The sequence below is a fragment of the Paludibaculum fermentans genome (genome assembly GCF_051172195.1).
Classification (GTDB): Bacteria; Acidobacteriota; Terriglobia; order Bryobacterales; family Bryobacteraceae; genus Paludibaculum; species Paludibaculum fermentans_A.
In genome coordinates, this window is the sequence record NZ_JBPJAQ010000001.1 from 3,241,385 (window position 1) to 3,257,700 (window position 16,316).

At 63.1% G+C, this 16,316-nt stretch carries 13 protein-coding genes; 9 read left to right on the forward strand and 4 right to left on the reverse strand.

The genetic code is table 11. The annotated features are described in order from the left end of the window. Position 1: 1 nt before the first annotated feature. The 4 genes from ACR9Y2_RS13155 to ACR9Y2_RS13170 all read right to left on the reverse strand — a co-directional run bounded on the left by ACR9Y2_RS13155 (position 2) and on the right by ACR9Y2_RS13170 (position 3,961). A complete protein-coding gene (locus ACR9Y2_RS13155; protein ID WP_435041774.1) occupies positions 2–2,305 on the reverse strand; it encodes a molybdopterin cofactor-binding domain-containing protein in 2,304 nt (767 codons plus the stop codon). Between the two features lies 1 nt (position 2,306). After that, positions 2,307–2,816 (reverse strand): (2Fe-2S)-binding protein, encoded by a 510-nt coding sequence (locus ACR9Y2_RS13160; RefSeq protein ID WP_435041775.1) that lies wholly within the window; start codon positions 2,814–2,816, stop codon positions 2,307–2,309. A 71-nt stretch (positions 2,817–2,887) separates the two neighbouring features. Continuing rightward, complete coding sequence (locus tag ACR9Y2_RS13165) at positions 2,888–3,589, reverse strand: hypothetical protein (protein ID WP_435041776.1); 702 nt, start codon at positions 3,587–3,589, stop codon at positions 2,888–2,890. Positions 3,590–3,619: 30 nt separating this feature from the next. Further along, positions 3,620–3,961: a PadR family transcriptional regulator gene (locus ACR9Y2_RS13170; protein WP_435041777.1), complete on the reverse strand. Its 342-nt coding sequence runs from the start codon at positions 3,959–3,961 to the stop codon at positions 3,620–3,622. Between the two features lie 1,340 nt (positions 3,962–5,301). Between ACR9Y2_RS13170 and ACR9Y2_RS13175 the strand changes: the two genes are divergently transcribed. The 9 genes from ACR9Y2_RS13175 (at position 5,302) to ACR9Y2_RS13215 (ending at position 16,250) form a co-directional block, all read left to right on the forward strand. Next, on the forward strand, positions 5,302–6,711 hold the full coding sequence (locus ACR9Y2_RS13175; protein ID WP_435041779.1) for an McrB family protein: 1,410 nt from the start codon (positions 5,302–5,304) through the stop codon (positions 6,709–6,711). Between the two features lie 92 nt (positions 6,712–6,803). Then, entirely contained in the window at positions 6,804–8,204 is a 1,401-nt protein-coding gene (locus ACR9Y2_RS13180) for a 5-methylcytosine restriction system specificity protein McrC (protein ID WP_435041780.1), read from the forward strand. A 336-nt stretch (positions 8,205–8,540) separates the two neighbouring features. Further along, a complete protein-coding gene (gene darT / locus ACR9Y2_RS13185) occupies positions 8,541–9,182 on the forward strand; it encodes a type II toxin-antitoxin system toxin DNA ADP-ribosyl transferase DarT (RefSeq protein WP_435041781.1) in 642 nt (213 codons plus the stop codon). A gap of 9 nt (positions 9,183–9,191) precedes the next feature. Next, positions 9,192–10,241, forward strand: a complete 1,050-nt coding sequence (gene darG, locus ACR9Y2_RS13190) for a type II toxin-antitoxin system antitoxin DNA ADP-ribosyl glycohydrolase DarG (RefSeq protein WP_435041782.1) — start codon at positions 9,192–9,194, stop codon at positions 10,239–10,241. A gap of 288 nt (positions 10,242–10,529) precedes the next feature. Beyond that, positions 10,530–11,249 carry an SIR2 family NAD-dependent protein deacylase gene (locus ACR9Y2_RS13195; protein WP_435044861.1) on the forward strand — a complete coding sequence of 240 codons (720 nt, stop codon included), beginning with the start codon at positions 10,530–10,532 and terminating at the stop codon, positions 11,247–11,249. Between the two features lie 2 nt (positions 11,250–11,251). Continuing rightward, positions 11,252–12,400 carry a nickel pincer cofactor biosynthesis protein LarC gene (gene larC / locus ACR9Y2_RS13200; RefSeq protein ID WP_435041783.1) on the forward strand — a complete coding sequence of 383 codons (1,149 nt, stop codon included), beginning with the start codon at positions 11,252–11,254 and terminating at the stop codon, positions 12,398–12,400. Positions 12,401–12,403: 3 nt separating this feature from the next. Then, positions 12,404–14,440 carry a methionine--tRNA ligase gene (metG, locus tag ACR9Y2_RS13205; RefSeq protein ID WP_435041784.1) on the forward strand — a complete coding sequence of 679 codons (2,037 nt, stop codon included), beginning with the start codon at positions 12,404–12,406 and terminating at the stop codon, positions 14,438–14,440. Beyond that, positions 14,440–15,234 (forward strand): TatD family hydrolase, encoded by a 795-nt coding sequence (locus ACR9Y2_RS13210; protein ID WP_435041786.1) that lies wholly within the window; start codon positions 14,440–14,442, stop codon positions 15,232–15,234. The genes metG and ACR9Y2_RS13210 overlap by 1 nt, the downstream gene beginning before the upstream one ends. Positions 15,235–15,248: 14 nt before the next feature. Next, on the forward strand, positions 15,249–16,250 hold the full coding sequence (locus tag ACR9Y2_RS13215) for a polyprenyl synthetase family protein (protein WP_435041787.1): 1,002 nt from the start codon (positions 15,249–15,251) through the stop codon (positions 16,248–16,250). Positions 16,251–16,316 lie beyond the last annotated feature (66 nt).

Genomic DNA, 16,316 nt, shown 5'->3' on the forward strand with positions numbered 1-16,316 from the left:
ATCACCCCTTGAGCAACTTCGTGACGTAGGCCGGGGTCAACGGGATGCGGCGCGGGTGAACTCCGGTGGCGTCGAAGAAGGCGGCGGCTATGGCTGGCGCGCAGATGCCGTTGGCGGCCTCCCCTCCTGTGCCGAAGCCCTGGTCGTCGCGGGAGATCTGCACGGTGCGGATCTCGGGCATCTCGGCCATGGTGAGGATTTTGTAGGTGCTCCAGTCCGTGCTGGTGACGCGTTCCTTGTCGAAGGTGACCTCCTCTTTGAGGGTCTCGCTGAGCCCCATGACGAGCCCGCTCTTCATGCAGCGGTCGAGCTGGCGGGGGTTGATGATCTTGCCGCACTCCAGGCCGAGGGTGAACTTCGTGACCTGGACAACCCCGGTCTCGGGCGTTACGGTGATCTCGGCGATGCCTGCCCAATAGGCGTTGGAGCGCTTCATGATATTGACTCCGCGGCCGGTGAGGGTGCCCTGTCCGGACTTGCGTGCGCCCGGCTTGGGGGAGTGGCGCGGCTCCCAGTTGGCCTCCTTGGCGGTGGCCTTCAGCACGTCGATGAGGCGTTGATCGGTGGTGTGGTCGAGGCGGTATTGGATGGGGTCGGCGCCGGCTGAGGCGGCTGCTTCGTTGATGAGACCTTCCAGGACGAAGTTCTGCTGGCGCTGGCCGGGGGTGCGCATGATGTTGCCGCGCAGGCCGCCGGCGGGTGTTTCGGCGGCCAGGTTGGTCATGCCGAAGCCGCGCTGACAGACGGTGGGGATGCGGTCGTAGACCCACTCCAGCGCGAGGAAGTTGGAGGGCTTCGAGGTGCTGCAGGGCAGGCCGGCGAGGATCGCGCCGAGCAGACGCGCGTCCATCTGCTTGGGCATGTAGGAGTCGTTCTGCAGGACGACGATGCGGCCATTGGCGTCGAGGCCGGCCTGGATGTCGGCGACCCAACCGGGGGAGACGGTGGACCAGGCGAGGTCCTCCTGCAGGGCCCACTGGACGCGGACGGGCTTGCCGGTGAGCTGCGAGAGGATGACGGCATCGGCCTCGGCTCCATCGCCACCGAAGGTGGTGCGGCCATATTGGCCGGCCTGGTCGAGCCAGCGGACGACGACCTGATCGACAGGGACGCTGAGGGCATGGGCGAGCTGCGCGCGCAGGCCCTGGGAGTGCGACGAATGGGTCCAGACGGTGACCGCGCCATCGGGCTTCACGTCGGCCACGGCGACGTAGGGACCCATGGGCGCATGGCGGACATAGGGCTGTTCGTAGGAGGCGGAGATGGTGCGGGCCGCTCCGGCCAGCGCGGTGGCGACGGTGGCAACGTTGCCGTGGGTGTCGCAGGGTGCGCCCCAGTTGACGGCGCGCAGGGCGGCGGTCAGGTTGTCACTGCCGGGCAGGCCGGCCCAGGCGGTCCACCTGGTGGTGTTGGCGACGGCGCGGGCGGCGCTGATGGCCTCCCACTCGTCGGGCGAGACGACGGCGACGAGGTTGTTCTTGCGGACGACCTGGGCGGTGGGGAAGCGCTGCTTGTCGAGGGTGCCCAGGGAGATCAGCGTGGAGCCGAGGGTGGCGGGCCGGATCATGCGGGCGTGCAGCATGCCGGGCAGTTTGACGTCGCAGCTCCACTGGGTGCGGCCGGTCACTTTAGCCGGGATGCCGGGCATGGGGTAAGACTGGCCCACGACGCGGTACTGGCCGATGGGCTTCATGGGCGGATCGCCGGTGACGACGTAGCCATCGAGCCCGGCCAGGCCGTTGCCGGACGTGGCATCGACGCGGGCGGGCGTGCCGGAGATGGGGATCTTCAGGTCGAGGTGCTGGCCCTGGACGAGCTGGCCATAGCTGAGCTGCCTGCCGCCGCCGGAGACGATGCCGTCGGCGACTGTCAGCTCGGTCACAGGAACCGCGAGTTGGGCGGAGGCCAAGGAGAGCAGGGCCTGGTAGGTGTAGGCGCCGACTTTGCGGAGGTTGAGGGCTCCGGTGAGGAAGCCGGCCGAGTAGCCGCCGTCGGGGGTGCGGTCCGTATCGCCGAGGATCAGGGTGATGGATTCGGGGCGGACGTTGAGCTCCTCGGCGAGGGTCTGGGCGTAGAAAGCGCTCATGCCGGTGCCGGTCTCGGTGCGGCCGGTGCGGGCGGTGATGGTGTTGTCGGCGCGGATCTCGAGCCACGAAGGGAGCTGCGTGGGGTCGACTGAATTGGCGGCGGGCGCCTGGGCCTGCTGGGCCGGGAGGGCGAGCGAGACGAAGAGGGCGCCTCCGGCGCGGACGAAGCCGCGGCGTGTGAGTGTCGAGGGGAAGGGGGCTTCGGTAGGGGTCCGCATATCAGCCGGCCTTCCGTGTGGACATGGTCTTGGCGGCGAGCATGACAGCGTCGACGATGGCGGAGTAGGTGCCGCAGCGGCAGAGGTGCGGGGAGGGCGGCGTGTTGGTGAACGCGTCCCTGACCTGGGCGGCGGTGGGGTTGGGGTTCTTTGATAGCAGGTCGACGGCGGCGATCATCATGCCGCTCTGGCAGTAGCCGCACTGGGGGACCTGTTCGTCGATCCAGGCCTGCTGGACGGGGTGCAGGGTGGCGCCGGCGGCCCAGAGGGCGGGCAGGCCTTCGATGGTGGTGATGCGTTTGCCGTTGACGGAGCCGGCGGGGGTGACGCAGGAGCGCACTTCGCGGCCGTCGACGAGGACAGCGCAGGCGCCGCACTGGGCCACGCCGCAGCCGAAGCGGGGTCCGGTGAGGTTGAGTTCATTGCGCAACACGTAGAGCAATGGGGTTTGCGGCGGAGCGGCGATCGCCCGGGGCGCGCCGTTCACGGTGAACGCGAGTTTCGTAGCCAAGCACGGTCCTCCTTTAGAGACACGGGTGGTGTGTTGAGTGCGGTTGATGAGATGTGGGCCGCGGCGCGAGCTCAGCCGGTGATCCGGTGGGAGCGGAGGGCGGCGGCCACCAGGTACCACGCGGGCCAGCTGAGCGCCCAATTGGGGAGCCAGGGTCCGTTGGCGGTCCAGGTTGGAATTGTCAGCGCCGTGACAGTGACGGCGAGGATGACGGCCGGCAGGGGCCGGATGCGTTTGAGCCGCAGGCCCTGGCTGACGCCCCAGATGGCGGGGATCAGGAAGAGCAGCAGGCAGAACCTCGACAGCGATTCGATATCGAACCGGGCGAAGCAGAAGAGGCAGGGCAGGCCGCTGAGGGCCGCGCTGACCCAGATGGTGCGGCGCGAGAGGGAACCGACGGCGAAGCCGCAGGTCCAGGACCAGCCGGCGAGGAGCAGCACCTGCCAGCAGAGCAGGGACAGGCCGGGCGGGAGGGACCAGCCGATGCCGCGGAAGAGGGCGGCGTCGAGGGTCTGGAGCCAGGTCCGGCTGACGGTGAGCGAGAAGCCCATGAGCAGCAGGGTGCAGGGCCAGGCGAGGCCGAAGGCGGCGAGCCAGGGGCGCCAGTTCCGCCAGAGGAGCAAGTGGCGGCGGAGGGCGAGGCCGGCGACCTCGAAGAGCATGCGCGAGTGGCTTTCGCCAGCTTCGAGGAGGTCGCCGAGGACGGCCTCGCGCTCGTGGTGTTCGAGGAATTGGGATACCGCGTCGACCAGGGTCCAGCCGATGGTTCTCATAACCAAATCTCCGTCATGCCAGCGTCTCGGTCAGGCGAGCGAGTGGGCTCGGGTTTCGGCCCAGGAGACTCCGATGGTCAAGCGGATGACGGCATCGTAGAAGTCTTTGGCGGCGGCGACGCCCATGGGGGTGACGCGCACCATGCGTTTGGCGCGGCCTCCGCGGAGTGCGGTGGCCTCGCCCATCCAGGTTTCGACGAGGCCTTTGGACTCGAGGCGATCGACGGTAGTGTAGAGGGCGCCGAGGGAGCAGCGGCGACCGGTGGTGGATTCGATCTCTTCGCGCATGGCGGCTCCGTAGGCGTTGTTGCCGAGGCGGGCCGCAGCGGTGATGAGAAGGTATTCAAACTCGCCCAGCATGATTTGAATCACATTGTGCTACTAATGCCGGGTGGTGTCAAGAGGGGGCGGCCTCGGGAACGCGGTTGGGGACTGGTCGCGGTGTGTGGGGTTGGGTTTGATCGCTCGTGGGCGTGGGATTTTGGGGGAGTGGCCGTGGGGCGGATGGGGTTGAGGGGTTGGTGAATTTGGTTGTGTTTCTGTGTGGGGCGGCAGTGGCGGGGCTCGATGCGGAGTTGGGCACGGGTTGCCGCGAATGGGTTTGTTCGCTCATTTCTGGAGGATTCGGGGGAATTGGCCGTTGGGGGGATGGGGTCGAGTGGGCCGAGTTGGGGTGAAGAGGTTGGTTGGTTTGGTTGTGATTCTGTGTGGGGCCGCACCGGCGGGGGTACGGTGCGGAGCTCGGAAGGGGTCGGCGCGAATGGGTTTGTTCGCTCATTTTCGGAGGATTCTCGGAGGTCCGCTGCGGAGCGGCCGTGGTTGAGGGGGCCGGCTTCAGTCAAGAGATCGAAGTTTGGCTTCGTCTGGACAGAGGCGACCGGGGGGTGTCTGCGGATTTGGAGGGTGGCCGCCCCAAAGGGTTGGGGCTGTGACTCTGCAATTGGGTTTGTTGCCTCCTGTATGGAGGATTCGTAGGAACTGGGCGTTGGCCGGATGGGGTCGAGGCTGCGCCGCCGAAGTTCGTGGATGAGTTCGGCTGCGATGGTTTGGGCGAGCCTGTGTTCGACGAGGGCGTGGGGGTGGGATTGGCTGATGAGGGTGGGGAGGAGGCCGTGGAAGTCAGCACGGTCCTTGGGCGTAGCTCCGATGGGGTTGGTGCCGTTCGACGCCTGCAACCGCCCATGGGCGGTCTGGGCTGAGCGAGCGACTTGGCGGCGGGTCGCGGTGAGCGCCTCCCTCCGAGTCGAATCCTTTGCAGGCATAGTGCCTCCTTTCGCTTCGGAGTGTAGACCGCGTGGAAGCGAAGAAAAGGAGATGATCTCTGCAAGCGGTTGAAAAGAGGACGTCGATTTAGTTGGAAGTGCAGTGAATGAATGTCGCCTAATGCAAAAAGACGGAGGTTCCTGCTTGGCCCGCCAAATTGTGTCCCAAGGCACGTCTGGAGGCAGTAATCGTGCGCACGTCTGCTGGGCGTCGTAACGACCGCCCAGCGGCGGCCCCCCTTGTTGGCCTTACCCAAGAACCGAATGGCTCCGCTGATTCGTGCAGTGATTAGTCGTTCGGGATCTTGAGGTTCTGAACCTGGTATTGTTCCTATTTCGGCGAAGAAACACGCTACTGATATGTCCTCCAATACAAACCCGCTAGCTCCGCTTGTTGATCTCATCCATTCCGGGACTTTGGACAACTGGAAAGCTCGAAACGAAGCCGCTTTGGCAGAGTTGTTCGGGCGCAGATACCCGAAGAAGGCTAAAGACTCGGTAGCTTTGCGGGCTCCGGAGATGAAGGGGAATGACACCAATGTTCCCTATGCGGCGTACATCCATCCTTCGAACGCCGACTCCGGCGCCTATGGAGGAATGAGCTTCGTCGTCTTTCCGGTTGAAGAGGGACCTTGCCTGGTTGGCTTGGTGATTGGGACTCAGGGGTTGGCGCCTGATGAGGGGATTCTGGGGCGGCCCGGGCACGCTCGGAAGCTCAATGCGATTGCCAAATGGTTGAATCACGAGTTTGGCGGTGGCAACCAAGTGGCCTGGGCCAAGCAGGATCCAACACGGGTGGATATCGATGTGCCGGAATCAATCCGGCAGGGTTGGTCCAGCTACAGTCGCGTCTTCGGGCGATATGGGAGAGTCCTGTACGCGCTGTACAAGCCCTCCGCGGATCGTCAAGCGACCACCTCTGCTGTGGCCGCCCTGCTCGATCTGATGTTTGAGGAGCGGGGCCACTCTCCTATGAAGGAGTTCGAGGCCGAGTCGGATGGCATACAGTCAGCCTGGTTTTCGCAGTTGATGCCGAAGACGGACGAGAACCAGGTGGTTGACCTGTTGAACAACCGCCGGTTTGTGGTGTTGCAGGGTCCGCCGGGTACGGGCAAGACGCGGATGGCCCGGCAGATTCTGGCTGGACGCTATGCCGGGTTTGGCCGCTCCATTCAGTTTCATCCTGGCACCACCTACGAGAACTTCATTGGAGGGTTGGCCCCGGTCCATGGGGCCGAGGACGGGGGCGGCGCGCTGGGATTCCGATTTGCGCCGAAGCCCGGTTTTCTGATCGAAGCTGCGGCGCAGGCGGCGCAGGCGGCGGAGAAGAACGCTCCTTATCTACTGCATATCGATGAGATCAACCGGGCGGACCTGGGGAAGATTCTGGGAGAAGCGATTTATCTGTTCGAGTCGAAGCAGGAGTCGCGCCGGGAGATCGATCTGCCGTACGATTTTGGCGCGCCTTTCCACGGGCGGTTGCATCTGCCAGAGAACCTGCATGTTCTGGGCACGATGAACAGTTCCGATCGGAGTATCGCGATCCTGGATGTTGCGGTGCGCCGACGATTCGCGTTCCTGTCGCTGTGGCCGAGCCTGTCGGTTGTGGAGGAGCATGGCTGTGCCCTGACGCAACACGCGTACAAGGACCTGGTTTCGATTTTTGTGGAGCACGCTCCGGATGAGGCGCTGGCGCTCGTGCCCGGTCATTCGTATTTCCTGGATAAAGACGAGGCACAAGCGCGCGTAAGTCTGCGAACCAGCCTCGCCCCGTTGCTTGATGAGTACCTGGCGCAGGGTTACGTGAGTGGGTTTGCCGAGTCGATTCGGGGGTACATGCAGTGGCTGGAAAGCCTGTAGCGGCCGCCCTGCGCGCAGGCTCGCGTCGACCTCGGCGGGCTGTCGTCTCACCGCTGAACGGTATCAAGCCGACCCGGGATATCTGCCTCGAGTTGCAGGACCATAGCCGGGTGACCAAGTCGGCCATCGAGTTATTTGGGAGCAAGAACTCAGCCGATCCGCAGGCGCAGGCAGCGCGGCTTTCGGAGTTGTTCATCCGCCAGAATCTACCGATCTTCCAATTGCTGCAGGTGGACGTGCAGAGGGACTTCGATGGATCAGACGTTCTGCTGAAGATCGAATCGCATAGCGCGGTAGGGGCCGTTCCGCTGCGATCTCCGCTGACCTCGAAGAATGATTTTGGCCTAGTGGTCCAGCCGCGATTTCCCTGGGCGGGCATTGGGCCGATGTTGGCCGAGATGGGGTGGCTGATCAGCCCAACTCCACTGAAGCTGCCGCTGCTGAAGCGGTCAGAGCGACGGGTGCCGCTTTGGGTCCTCTCGTACATGGTGCTGACCAGGTTCAAGGCGCTGTTGGACAAACTGGAGCGCCGGTTTGAGGTGACGAAGGAGACCCGATCGAGTCCGAGGGGCCGGATCGAGTGGTCCGAGTACGTGACGCGTGAGATGCCTCGGGGCCGCTTTCTGGCGGTTCCGTGCACTTTCCCTGATCTTCGAGATGACCGGCTTCTGAAGGGCGCCATCCGGTTCGCGGTGGAGAAGCAACTCCGCTCGCTGGAGACGCAATCGGGGCAAGGGGCGTTTGTGCACCGGTTGATTGCTTTCGCGGAAGCTCTGCTGCAGCGGGTTCGAGATGTGGCGGGCCGCCGGCCCGGCGTCGGAGAAGTCCAGAACTGGTTGCGACGGCCGCTGCGGGCGGATGCCTTTCTGGAGGGGCTGCAGGCGGTCGACTGGACGATTGACGAACGAGGACTGGCAGGAAGCAGTGATCTGGAGGGCATTCCGTGGACCATGCCGATGGAGCAGTTCTTCGAGGCGTGGGTGGAGACGATTGTCCGTTCGGTGGCCCAGCGAACTGGGGGCGTCCTTCGCACAGGCCGCAAAAGGGAGACGGTGTCTCCGATTGCCTGGGATCCGCCCTATGTGGGTTCGCAGCGATCACTGGTGCCGGATCTGATCCTGGAGACTGAGGACACCGCGATCATCGTCGATGCCAAGTACAAGCGGCATTGGGAGGAGATGCAGGTAGGCGACTGGCGGGGCCAGTCCGAGGAGCTGCGAGAAGAGCACCGAGCGGACGTTTTGCAGGTGCTGGCTTATGCCAATATGGTGAGCGCTCGGGAGGTTGTCTGTTGTCTGGTGTATCCGTGTGCGATGACGACCTGGGCGTCGCTGGTGAGACGAGGACGTCTCTTTCACCAATCGGAGCTGCCAAATCGCGGGCGGAGAGTAAGACTCTGGTTGACAGCGGTACCGATGTCGGGGGTGGCTGAGGAGGTTGGTGCGAAGCTGGCGGAGCAAATCCGAGATGTGAAGCCGATGATGTTGGTCTAGGCCGGCGGGAACAACGTCGGGGGTATTTCAACGTGGGTGGAATCAGAGCTGCTTGGACGTTCTGTGTATAGATCTCAGTCTAGGTACAGGAGCGCAGTGTCGGGCTATGTATAAACAAGGCGCTTGGAATCAGCGGTTTGGTGGCACCGCGACACGGCTCTGTGCATAGAATCGCCTCGATTCGCTTGCTTCCAATGGTGATTCAGAAAGGCTGGTTCCCCACCAATTCGTGAGAAGTGTGTCGGAGTGGTCCAAGTTGAGGAAATCCGAGGTCGCCTAGCAGTCAGGCCATCAAGCCCTCCAGCCGAGCAACTGAAGCACTAGAATGGAGGATCCGTGGCCCCCGCGAACCCCAAGATCTACCACATCACTCATCTGGAGAATCTTCCCCGGATTGCAGATGGTGTCCTTTGGTCCGACGCGGAGCGACTGCGGCAGCAGTTGGATTGCACGGTGGTCGGAATGACTGAGATCAAGCGGAGGCGACTCGAAGAGTTGAAGGTGGATTGTCACCCGGGCACCAAAGTGGGAGATTACGTGCCGTTCTACTTCTGCCCCCGCTCCGTCATGCTGTACTTGCTGTGCCAGAGCAACCACCCGGATTTGGCCTATCGAGGAGGGCAGCGACCGATTGTTCACTTGGAAGCCGACCTTCGAATGGTTGTCGACTGGGCTGATTCCGAGGGGCGACGCTGGGCGATGTGCAAAGGCAATGCCGGCGCGTTTTACACGGTGTTCTCCAGCCATTTGAAGATGTTGGACGAGTTGGACTGGAGCGCGATCCAAGCAGTGGATTGGAGGGACCCGATCGTGAAGGACAGGAAGCAAGCCGAGTTTCTTGTGCACGAATCCTTCCCGTGGCACCTTGTTGAACGGATCGGTGTGCTCGACAGTCAGATCGGAGCGGAGGTTGCAGGAGCGGTTCAGAACGCGCGCCACCAGCCGATCGTCACGATTGAGCGAAACTGGTACTACTAGAGAGGGCCTATGATCGAACTCACGCACGGAGACATTTTGCGCGCGAACGCAGAGGCACTCGTCAATACAGTCAACTGTGTCGGAGTGATGGGGCGTGGAATCGCACTGCAGTTCCGCAAGGCTTACCCGGATAACTTCAAAGTGTACGAGGCCGCCTGCCAGAAGGGTGAAGTTCAGCCCGGGAAGATGCTGGTCTTTGAAACCCAGCTCCTCACGGGTCCTCGCTATATCATCAACTTCCCCACGAAGCGCCATTGGAAGGGGCAGAGTCGGATGGAAGATATCGACTCTGGGTTGAATGCACTTGTCCGTGAGATCCAGGACCGCGGTATCCGATCCATCGCCGTGCCCCCACTAGGCTGTGGGCTTGGGGGGCTTGATTGGCGCAAAGTGCGGCCGAAGATCACCTCCGCGCTGGAGGCACTTCCCGAGGTCGAGGTTTTGCTGTTTGAGCCTGGCGGCGCCCCAGCAGCGGAAGCGATGGTGACGGCGAAGCAGGCGCCGGAGATGACGCCGGGCCGGGCTGTGCTCATTGAACTGATGTCGCGGTATCTGGCGGCGGTGATGGACCCTTTTGTCACACTCCTCGAGATCCACAAGCTGATGTACTTTTTGCAGGAGGCGGGCGAGAATCTCAGATTGCGGTATGAGAAAGGCACCTATGGCCCGTACGCCACAAATCTCCGCCATGTATTGAACCTCGTCGAAGGTCATTTCCTCAGCGGCTATGGGGACGCCGAGGATGATCCGCAGCGCCCTATCGAACTCCTGCCCGGCGCTTCGAAAGCTGCTGCCGGATATGTCGAAGGACATCCGGAGACACGAGCGCGCTTTGAGCGAGTGGTGAAGCTGATTCATGGATTCGAGACACCGTACGGATTGGAACTGCTCGCCACCGTGCACTGGGTATGCCAGCAGGAGGGCGCTCGATCCGAAGATGAGGCAGTAGAAGGAGTCCACGGCTGGAACGAGCGCAAGAAAGGCTTTGACCGGAAACAGATCAGCCTTGCTCGCAGGGTGCTGATGCAGCAGGGCTGGATTGAGGAACTCGTCGCATAGTTCTCCCTCAGCTTGATCTGGCGGTGCGACTTCACCACCTAAAAGTCCGGCTTGCCGAACTCGGAACTGACTGGAAGTTCCTGCCAGTTGAACTGTCAAAGTTTCTTCGACAGTCTCCTGCCAAGTCGAATTGCGATATTGGCATGAACCACCGTGCGATTTAAGGCGGGCTCTGTTGGCTCCAAGCGCCGGCGGTCAGGGAGCAACCTGAGTGCAGTTATCCGCGTTCCGGCGCGGCCCCGGCCCATCGGGCGATAATGGGGGTTGATCCAGACTTCTCAGTTGTCGGTGGCTCGGGATTGGCTGCGCTCGGCGTCTCGCGTTGCTGTGCTTACCGGGGCTGGGATCTCGGCCGAAAGCGGGGTTCCTACGTTTCGATCGTCGGAGGGGCTTTGGCGGAACTTTCGGGCTGAGGAACTGGCTACGGCCGAGGCGTTTCATCGGGATCCGGGCCTTGTTTGGGCCTGGTACAACTGGCGGCGGGAGACTATCGCCGCTTGCCGGCCTAACCTGGGGCATTACGCTTTGGCTGAGCTCGAGAAACAGAAACCCGGGTTGACGCTGGTTACCCAGAATGTCGACGGGCTCCATAACCGGGCCGGGAGCCAGCGGGTGCTCAAGATCCATGGGGATATCTGGTGGGTCTTGTGCCTGGCTTGTAACCGGATCACTACGGATCTGCGGGTGCCGCTGCCGGAGATTCCTCCGCATTGCTCGTGCGGGGGGCTGCTGCGGCCCGGGGTGGTGTGGTTCGGGGAGTCGCTGCCTACCGCGACCTGGGCGCAGGCCGAGGCCGCTGTTTCGGAGTGTGAACTGCTGGTGGTGGCCGGGACCAGTTCAGTGGTGTATCCGGCCGCGAGCCTGGCTCCGCTGGCCCGGAGCCGCGGGGTGCGGGTGATTGAGATCAATACGGAGGAGACGCCGCTGAGCGGCGCGGCTGCTATTTCGCTGCGGGGGCCTTCCGGCGAATTGCTGCCGCTGCTGATCGAGTCGGCTTCCAAAGAGTAACCATGAGACTTGCCTACATTGATGCGTTTGCCGGGATTGCCGGCGATATGACGGTCGGCGCGCTGATCGATGCCGGGGCCGATACGGCCGCGTTGTTTGCGGGGCTGAATTCGCTGGGGACGGCGGCCAAGTTCCGCTTCGAGAAGACGAAGCGGCAGGGGATCGCGGCCACCAAGTTCGATATTGAGTTCGAGGACCAGAAGAAGCACAGGCACCTGCCGCATATCGTGAAGATGATCGAGGCGGCTATGCTGCCGGACGCGGTGAAGGCGAACGCGATCCGGGTGTTCCAGGTGCTGGGCGAGGCGGAAGCGCAGGTCCACGGGACGCCGATCGAGAAGGTCCACTTCCACGAGGTGGGCGCGGTGGATTCGATCTGCGACATTGTGGGGGCGTGCCTGGGGTTCCACCTGCTGGGGGTGGAGTCGGTGCACTGCTCGGCCATCAATACGGGCAGCGGAACGATTACGGCGGATCACGGGGTGATGCCGGTGCCGACTCCGGCGACGGCGCTGCTGCTGCGCGGGAAGCCTGCGTATGCGCGGGGTCCGGAGACGGAATTGACGACGCCCACGGGCGCGGCGATTGTTGCGGCGCTGGGGCAGAGTTTCGGGCCGATGCCGGCGATGACGATTGAGCGCGGCGGGTTTGGCGCGGGCACGAAGGATTTCCCGGGGATGGCGAATGTGGTGCGGATCCTGATCGGGTCGAACCACACGGCCAGCGAGGCTACGGTGATTTCGGTGATTGAGGCGAATATTGACGACTCGTCGCCGGAGGTGCTGGGTTACGCGATGGACCGACTGTTCTGCGCCGGCGCGCTGGATGTGACGCTGCAGCCGGTGTTCATGAAGAAGCAAAGGCCGGGGACGCTGATGCAGGTGTTGGCGCTGCCGGCGGACCAGGAACGGTTGGCGGCCCTGATTCTGGAAGAGACGTCGACCTTTGGGTTGAGGATTACGCAGGCGGAGCGGCGGGTGGAACCGCGCACGCTGGTGCAGGTGGAAACGCCGTTCGGGAAGGTGCGGGTGAAGGTGGCCGGGAACGGTACGGCTTCGCCCGAGTTTGAAGATTGCCGCGAGCTGGCCCAGGCTACGGGACAGCCGTTGAAGACGATTTACGCGGCCGCGATCGCGGCTTACAGGAATTAGCGCATGTCCGGGAAATACTATCTCACTACGCCCATCTATTACGTGAATTCGGCGCCCCACCTGGGCACGACGTACGCGACCATGGCGGCGGACACGATCCGCCGTTACCAGGGGATGCTCGGGAAGGAGACGCTGCTGGTGACGGGCAGCGACGAGCACAGCCAGAACGTGGAGCGGGCGGCCCGGAAGAAGGGCCTGTCGCCGTTCGACTTCTCGACGGAGCTGTCGAACGAGTTCAAGGCGCAGTGGGACAAGTTCGAGATCCCTTACCGGTTCATCCGCACGTCGGATCCGCAGCACCAGAAGACGGTGCAGTGGCTGTTTGAGCGGTGCCGGGCGAACGGGTATATCTATCCGAGCACGTACACGGGGCAGTATTGCGTCAATGACGAGCTGTATGTGAACGATGCGCAGCCGGGCGATCCGTGTCCGGATTGCGGGCGTCCGACGGAGACGGTGACGGAGGAGAACTACTTCTTCAAACTGTCGGCGTTCCAGGACCGGCTGCTGGCGTTGTATGAAGAGCAGCCCGACTGGGTGGAGCCGGAGTACCGGAAGAACGAGATTGTGTCGTTTGTGAAGGGTGGGCTGCGGGATCTGTCGATCACGCGGACGAATATCGCCTGGGGCATTCCAGTGCCGGTGGACGGGAACCACGTTTTCTATGTATGGTTCGATGCGCTGATCAGCTACCTGTCGGCGGTTAAGGACGAGGGGCTGTGGCCGGCGGACCTACACCTGATTGGCAAGGACATCCTGCGGTTTCATGCGATCTACTGGCCGGCGTTTTTGATGGCGGCGGACCTGCCGCTGCCGAAGAAGATCCTGGCGCATGGGTGGATTCTCAAAGATTCGATCAAGATGTCGAAGTCACGGGGGAATGTGGTGCGGCCGGAGCCGCTGCGGCAGGTGATTGGGCCGGATCCGCTGCGGTATTTCCTGCTGCGCGAGATTCCGTTCGGGCAGGACGGGAACTTCAGCTACGACGTGCTGATTACGCGGATCAATGCGGATTTGGCGAACGGGTTAGGGAACCTGGCGAGCCGGACGCTGACGATGATCCGGCAGTACTTCAACAGCGAGATTCCGGCGAGTGCCGGCGATGCCGAGTTCAATACTTTGGCTGAGCAGACGCGCGATCAGTATCTGGAGTCGTTCAACCGCTTTGAGTTCAACCGGGCGCTGGAGAATCTGTGGTCGATGATCAGCCGGTTGGATAAGCACATTGTGGAGCGGGCTCCGTGGGTGCTGGCGAAGAAGCAGGATGCGGAGAGCCGGGCGGTGCTGGCGGCCACCTTGTATAACGTGGCGGAGGCGCTGCGGTTCATCTGTGTGCTGGTGCATCCGGTGATGCCGGATGCGACGCAGAAGCTGTGGAGCCAGTTGGGGATGACGACGGAGCTGGCGACGACGAATCCGACCACGCTGGCGTGGGGCGATCTGCCGGCCGGGCAGAAGATCCAGCCGGCGGAGGGGATTTTCCCGCGGATTGACGCCAAGACGGCTATCGACAGAATTCAGGAAATCGACGATATGGAAGCTGATCGGATCAATATGTTGTTAGGGAAGACGGACGCTCCGGCGGCGGAGGCGGCTGCGCCTGTTGCTCCGGTTGCTGCTCCGGTTGCGGCTGAACCCGCTGCTGCGGCTGCCGCGGAAGCCGCGCCTGCTGGGGGTTGGACGCCGCCGGCGGGAGTGCCGCCGCTGGCTCCGGTGATCACGATTGACGACTTCGTGAAGGTGGATCTGCGCGTGGCGCAGGTATTGACGGCCGAGAAGGTGAAGGGTGCGGACAAGCTGCTGCATTTGACGCTGGATGTGGCGGAAGAGAAGCCGCGGACGATTGTGGCGGGGATTGCGAAGGCGTATGAGCCGGAGCAGTTGGTGGGGCGGAAGGTGGTGATTGTGGCGAACCTGGCTCCGCGGAAGCTGCGTGGGATCGAGTCGAATGGAATGATTGTGGCGGCTTCGCTGGAAGACGGGTCGCCGGTGCTGGCGGCATTTTTGGAGTCCGTGCCGGTGGGCGCGCGGCTGAAGTGATGGCGAGCCTGATCGACAGCCACTGCCATCTGGATGGGGAGCGGTTCGCGGAGGACCGCTCCGCCGTGATTGAGCGTGCCCGGGCGGCCGGGGTCGAGTTGATGGTGGCGATTGGGACGGGCGAGGGTCCGCCGGATCTGGAGGCGGGCATCCGTCTGGCGGAGGAATATCCCTTTATCTACGCGACGGTGGGGGTGCACCCGCACGAAGCCGCGAAGGTGACGGAGGAGACGTGGCCGGCACTGATCGCGCTGACCGGGCATGCGAAGTGTGTGGCGGTGGGGGAGATCGGGTTGGACTACCACTACGATTTCTCGCCGCGGGCGGTGCAGCAGCAGGTGTTTGTGCGGCAGATGGAGATTGCGCGGGCGGCCGGGCAGCCGATCATCATTCATACGCGAGAGGCCTGGGCGGATACGGTGGCGCTGATCCGCGAGCATTGGGCTCCCGAGCTGGGCGGGATCTTCCATTGTTTTTCGGGTGGTCCGGCGGAGGCTCAGGAGGCGTTGGACCTGGGGTTCCACGTGAGTTTTTCGGGGATCGTGACGTTCCCGAAGGCGACCGATATTCATGAGGCGGCGCGGATGGTGCCGGCGGACCGGATCCTGGTGGAGACGGATGCGCCCTATCTTGCGCCTATTCCGTATCGCGGAAAGCGCAACGAGCCGGCGTATGTGGTGGAGACGGCGAAACGGGTTGCGGAGCTGCGCGGGGTCCCCTTTGAGGTCCTGGCGGAGCAAACGTCGGAGAATTGGCGGCGTCTGTGTTTGCAGGCAGGCAGGCGCAACGGATAAACTTGGTTCAGTCGATGGCAACCGGCAAGCTGGGTCTCGCACTCACTACTCGTGAAATTCTAAGCCTCGTCTCGAAAGATCTCGAGAAGGTGGAGCAGGAGTTTCGCCTGGAGTCGGTGGCCTCGGTGGAAGCGGTCTCGCAGATCGCGCAGTATCTGCAAGGCAATGGCGGGAAACGGCTTCGGCCGATCATGCTGCTGGTGTCGTGCCGGTTGTTCCGCGAGCCGTCACCGGAAGCGATCCGCCTGGCGGCCGTGGTGGAGTTGATCCACACCGCGACGCTGGTGCACGACGACATCATTGATGACGCGAAGACGCGGCGCGGCAAACCCTCGGCTAATGTTCTGTGGGGGAACCATACTTCGGTCCTGGCCGGCGACTGGCTGTACATGCAGGCATTCCAAATTGCCCTCCGCATGCGCAGTTTTGAAGTGCTGGACCTGCTGATTACGCTGACGCAGCAGATGGTGGACGGCGAGTTGCTGCAGTTGGAGCGGATCGGCCGCATCGATATTACGGAAGCGGATTCGATGGAGCTGATGGACCGCAAGACGGCCACGCTGTTTTCGGCGTGTACGCGGCTGGGGGCCATTGCGGCGGGCGCCACGGAGTCGCAGCAGACGGTGTTGGGCGAGTTTGGGTGGAACCTGGGGATGGCGTTCCAACTGGTGGACGACATTCTGGACTTCACGTCGCGGGAGTCGATACTGGGCAAGCCGGTGGGGAATGATTTGCGGGAAGGCAAAGTGACCTTGCCGCTGATTTATGCCTTGCAGGATGCGAGTCCGGCGGACCGGGTGAAGGTGGAGACCGTGCTGAAGGAAGGGAACTACGAGAAGGTTGCCTTCGAGGAGATCCGAGGGATTCTCGATAAGCATCGCGGGGTGGAACGGGCCCGGGTGCGCGCGCATGAGTTTACGGCTAAGGCTCGTACGCTGCTGCAGACGTTTGATGAGTGTCCGGCGCGGACGGCGTTGTTCGCGGCTACGGATTTGGTGGCGGATCGGGATCGGTAGAGGGGCGGCGGCTGCAGAGTTAGACTCCCTTTTGGATTGGTTGGGGACTTTTCGTTATTCCCCCGC

Excerpts from the sequence above, each read along its gene's own strand:
- metG (WP_435041784.1), top strand. The coding sequence starts at position 12,404 with ATGTCCGGGAAATACTATCTCACTACGCCCATCTATTACGTGAATTCG.
- ACR9Y2_RS13165 (WP_435041776.1), bottom strand. The coding sequence starts at position 3,589 with ATGAGAACCATCGGCTGGACCCTGGTCGACGCGGTATCCCAATTCCTC.
- larC (WP_435041783.1), top strand. The coding sequence starts at position 11,252 with ATGAGACTTGCCTACATTGATGCGTTTGCCGGGATTGCCGGCGATATG.
- ACR9Y2_RS13210 (WP_435041786.1), top strand. The coding sequence starts at position 14,440 with ATGGCGAGCCTGATCGACAGCCACTGCCATCTGGATGGGGAGCGGTTC.
- darG (WP_435041782.1), top strand. The coding sequence starts at position 9,192 with ATGATCGAACTCACGCACGGAGACATTTTGCGCGCGAACGCAGAGGCA.
- ACR9Y2_RS13155 (WP_435041774.1), bottom strand. The coding sequence starts at position 2,305 with ATGCGGACCCCTACCGAAGCCCCCTTCCCCTCGACACTCACACGCCGC.
- ACR9Y2_RS13215 (WP_435041787.1), top strand. The coding sequence starts at position 15,249 with ATGGCAACCGGCAAGCTGGGTCTCGCACTCACTACTCGTGAAATTCTA.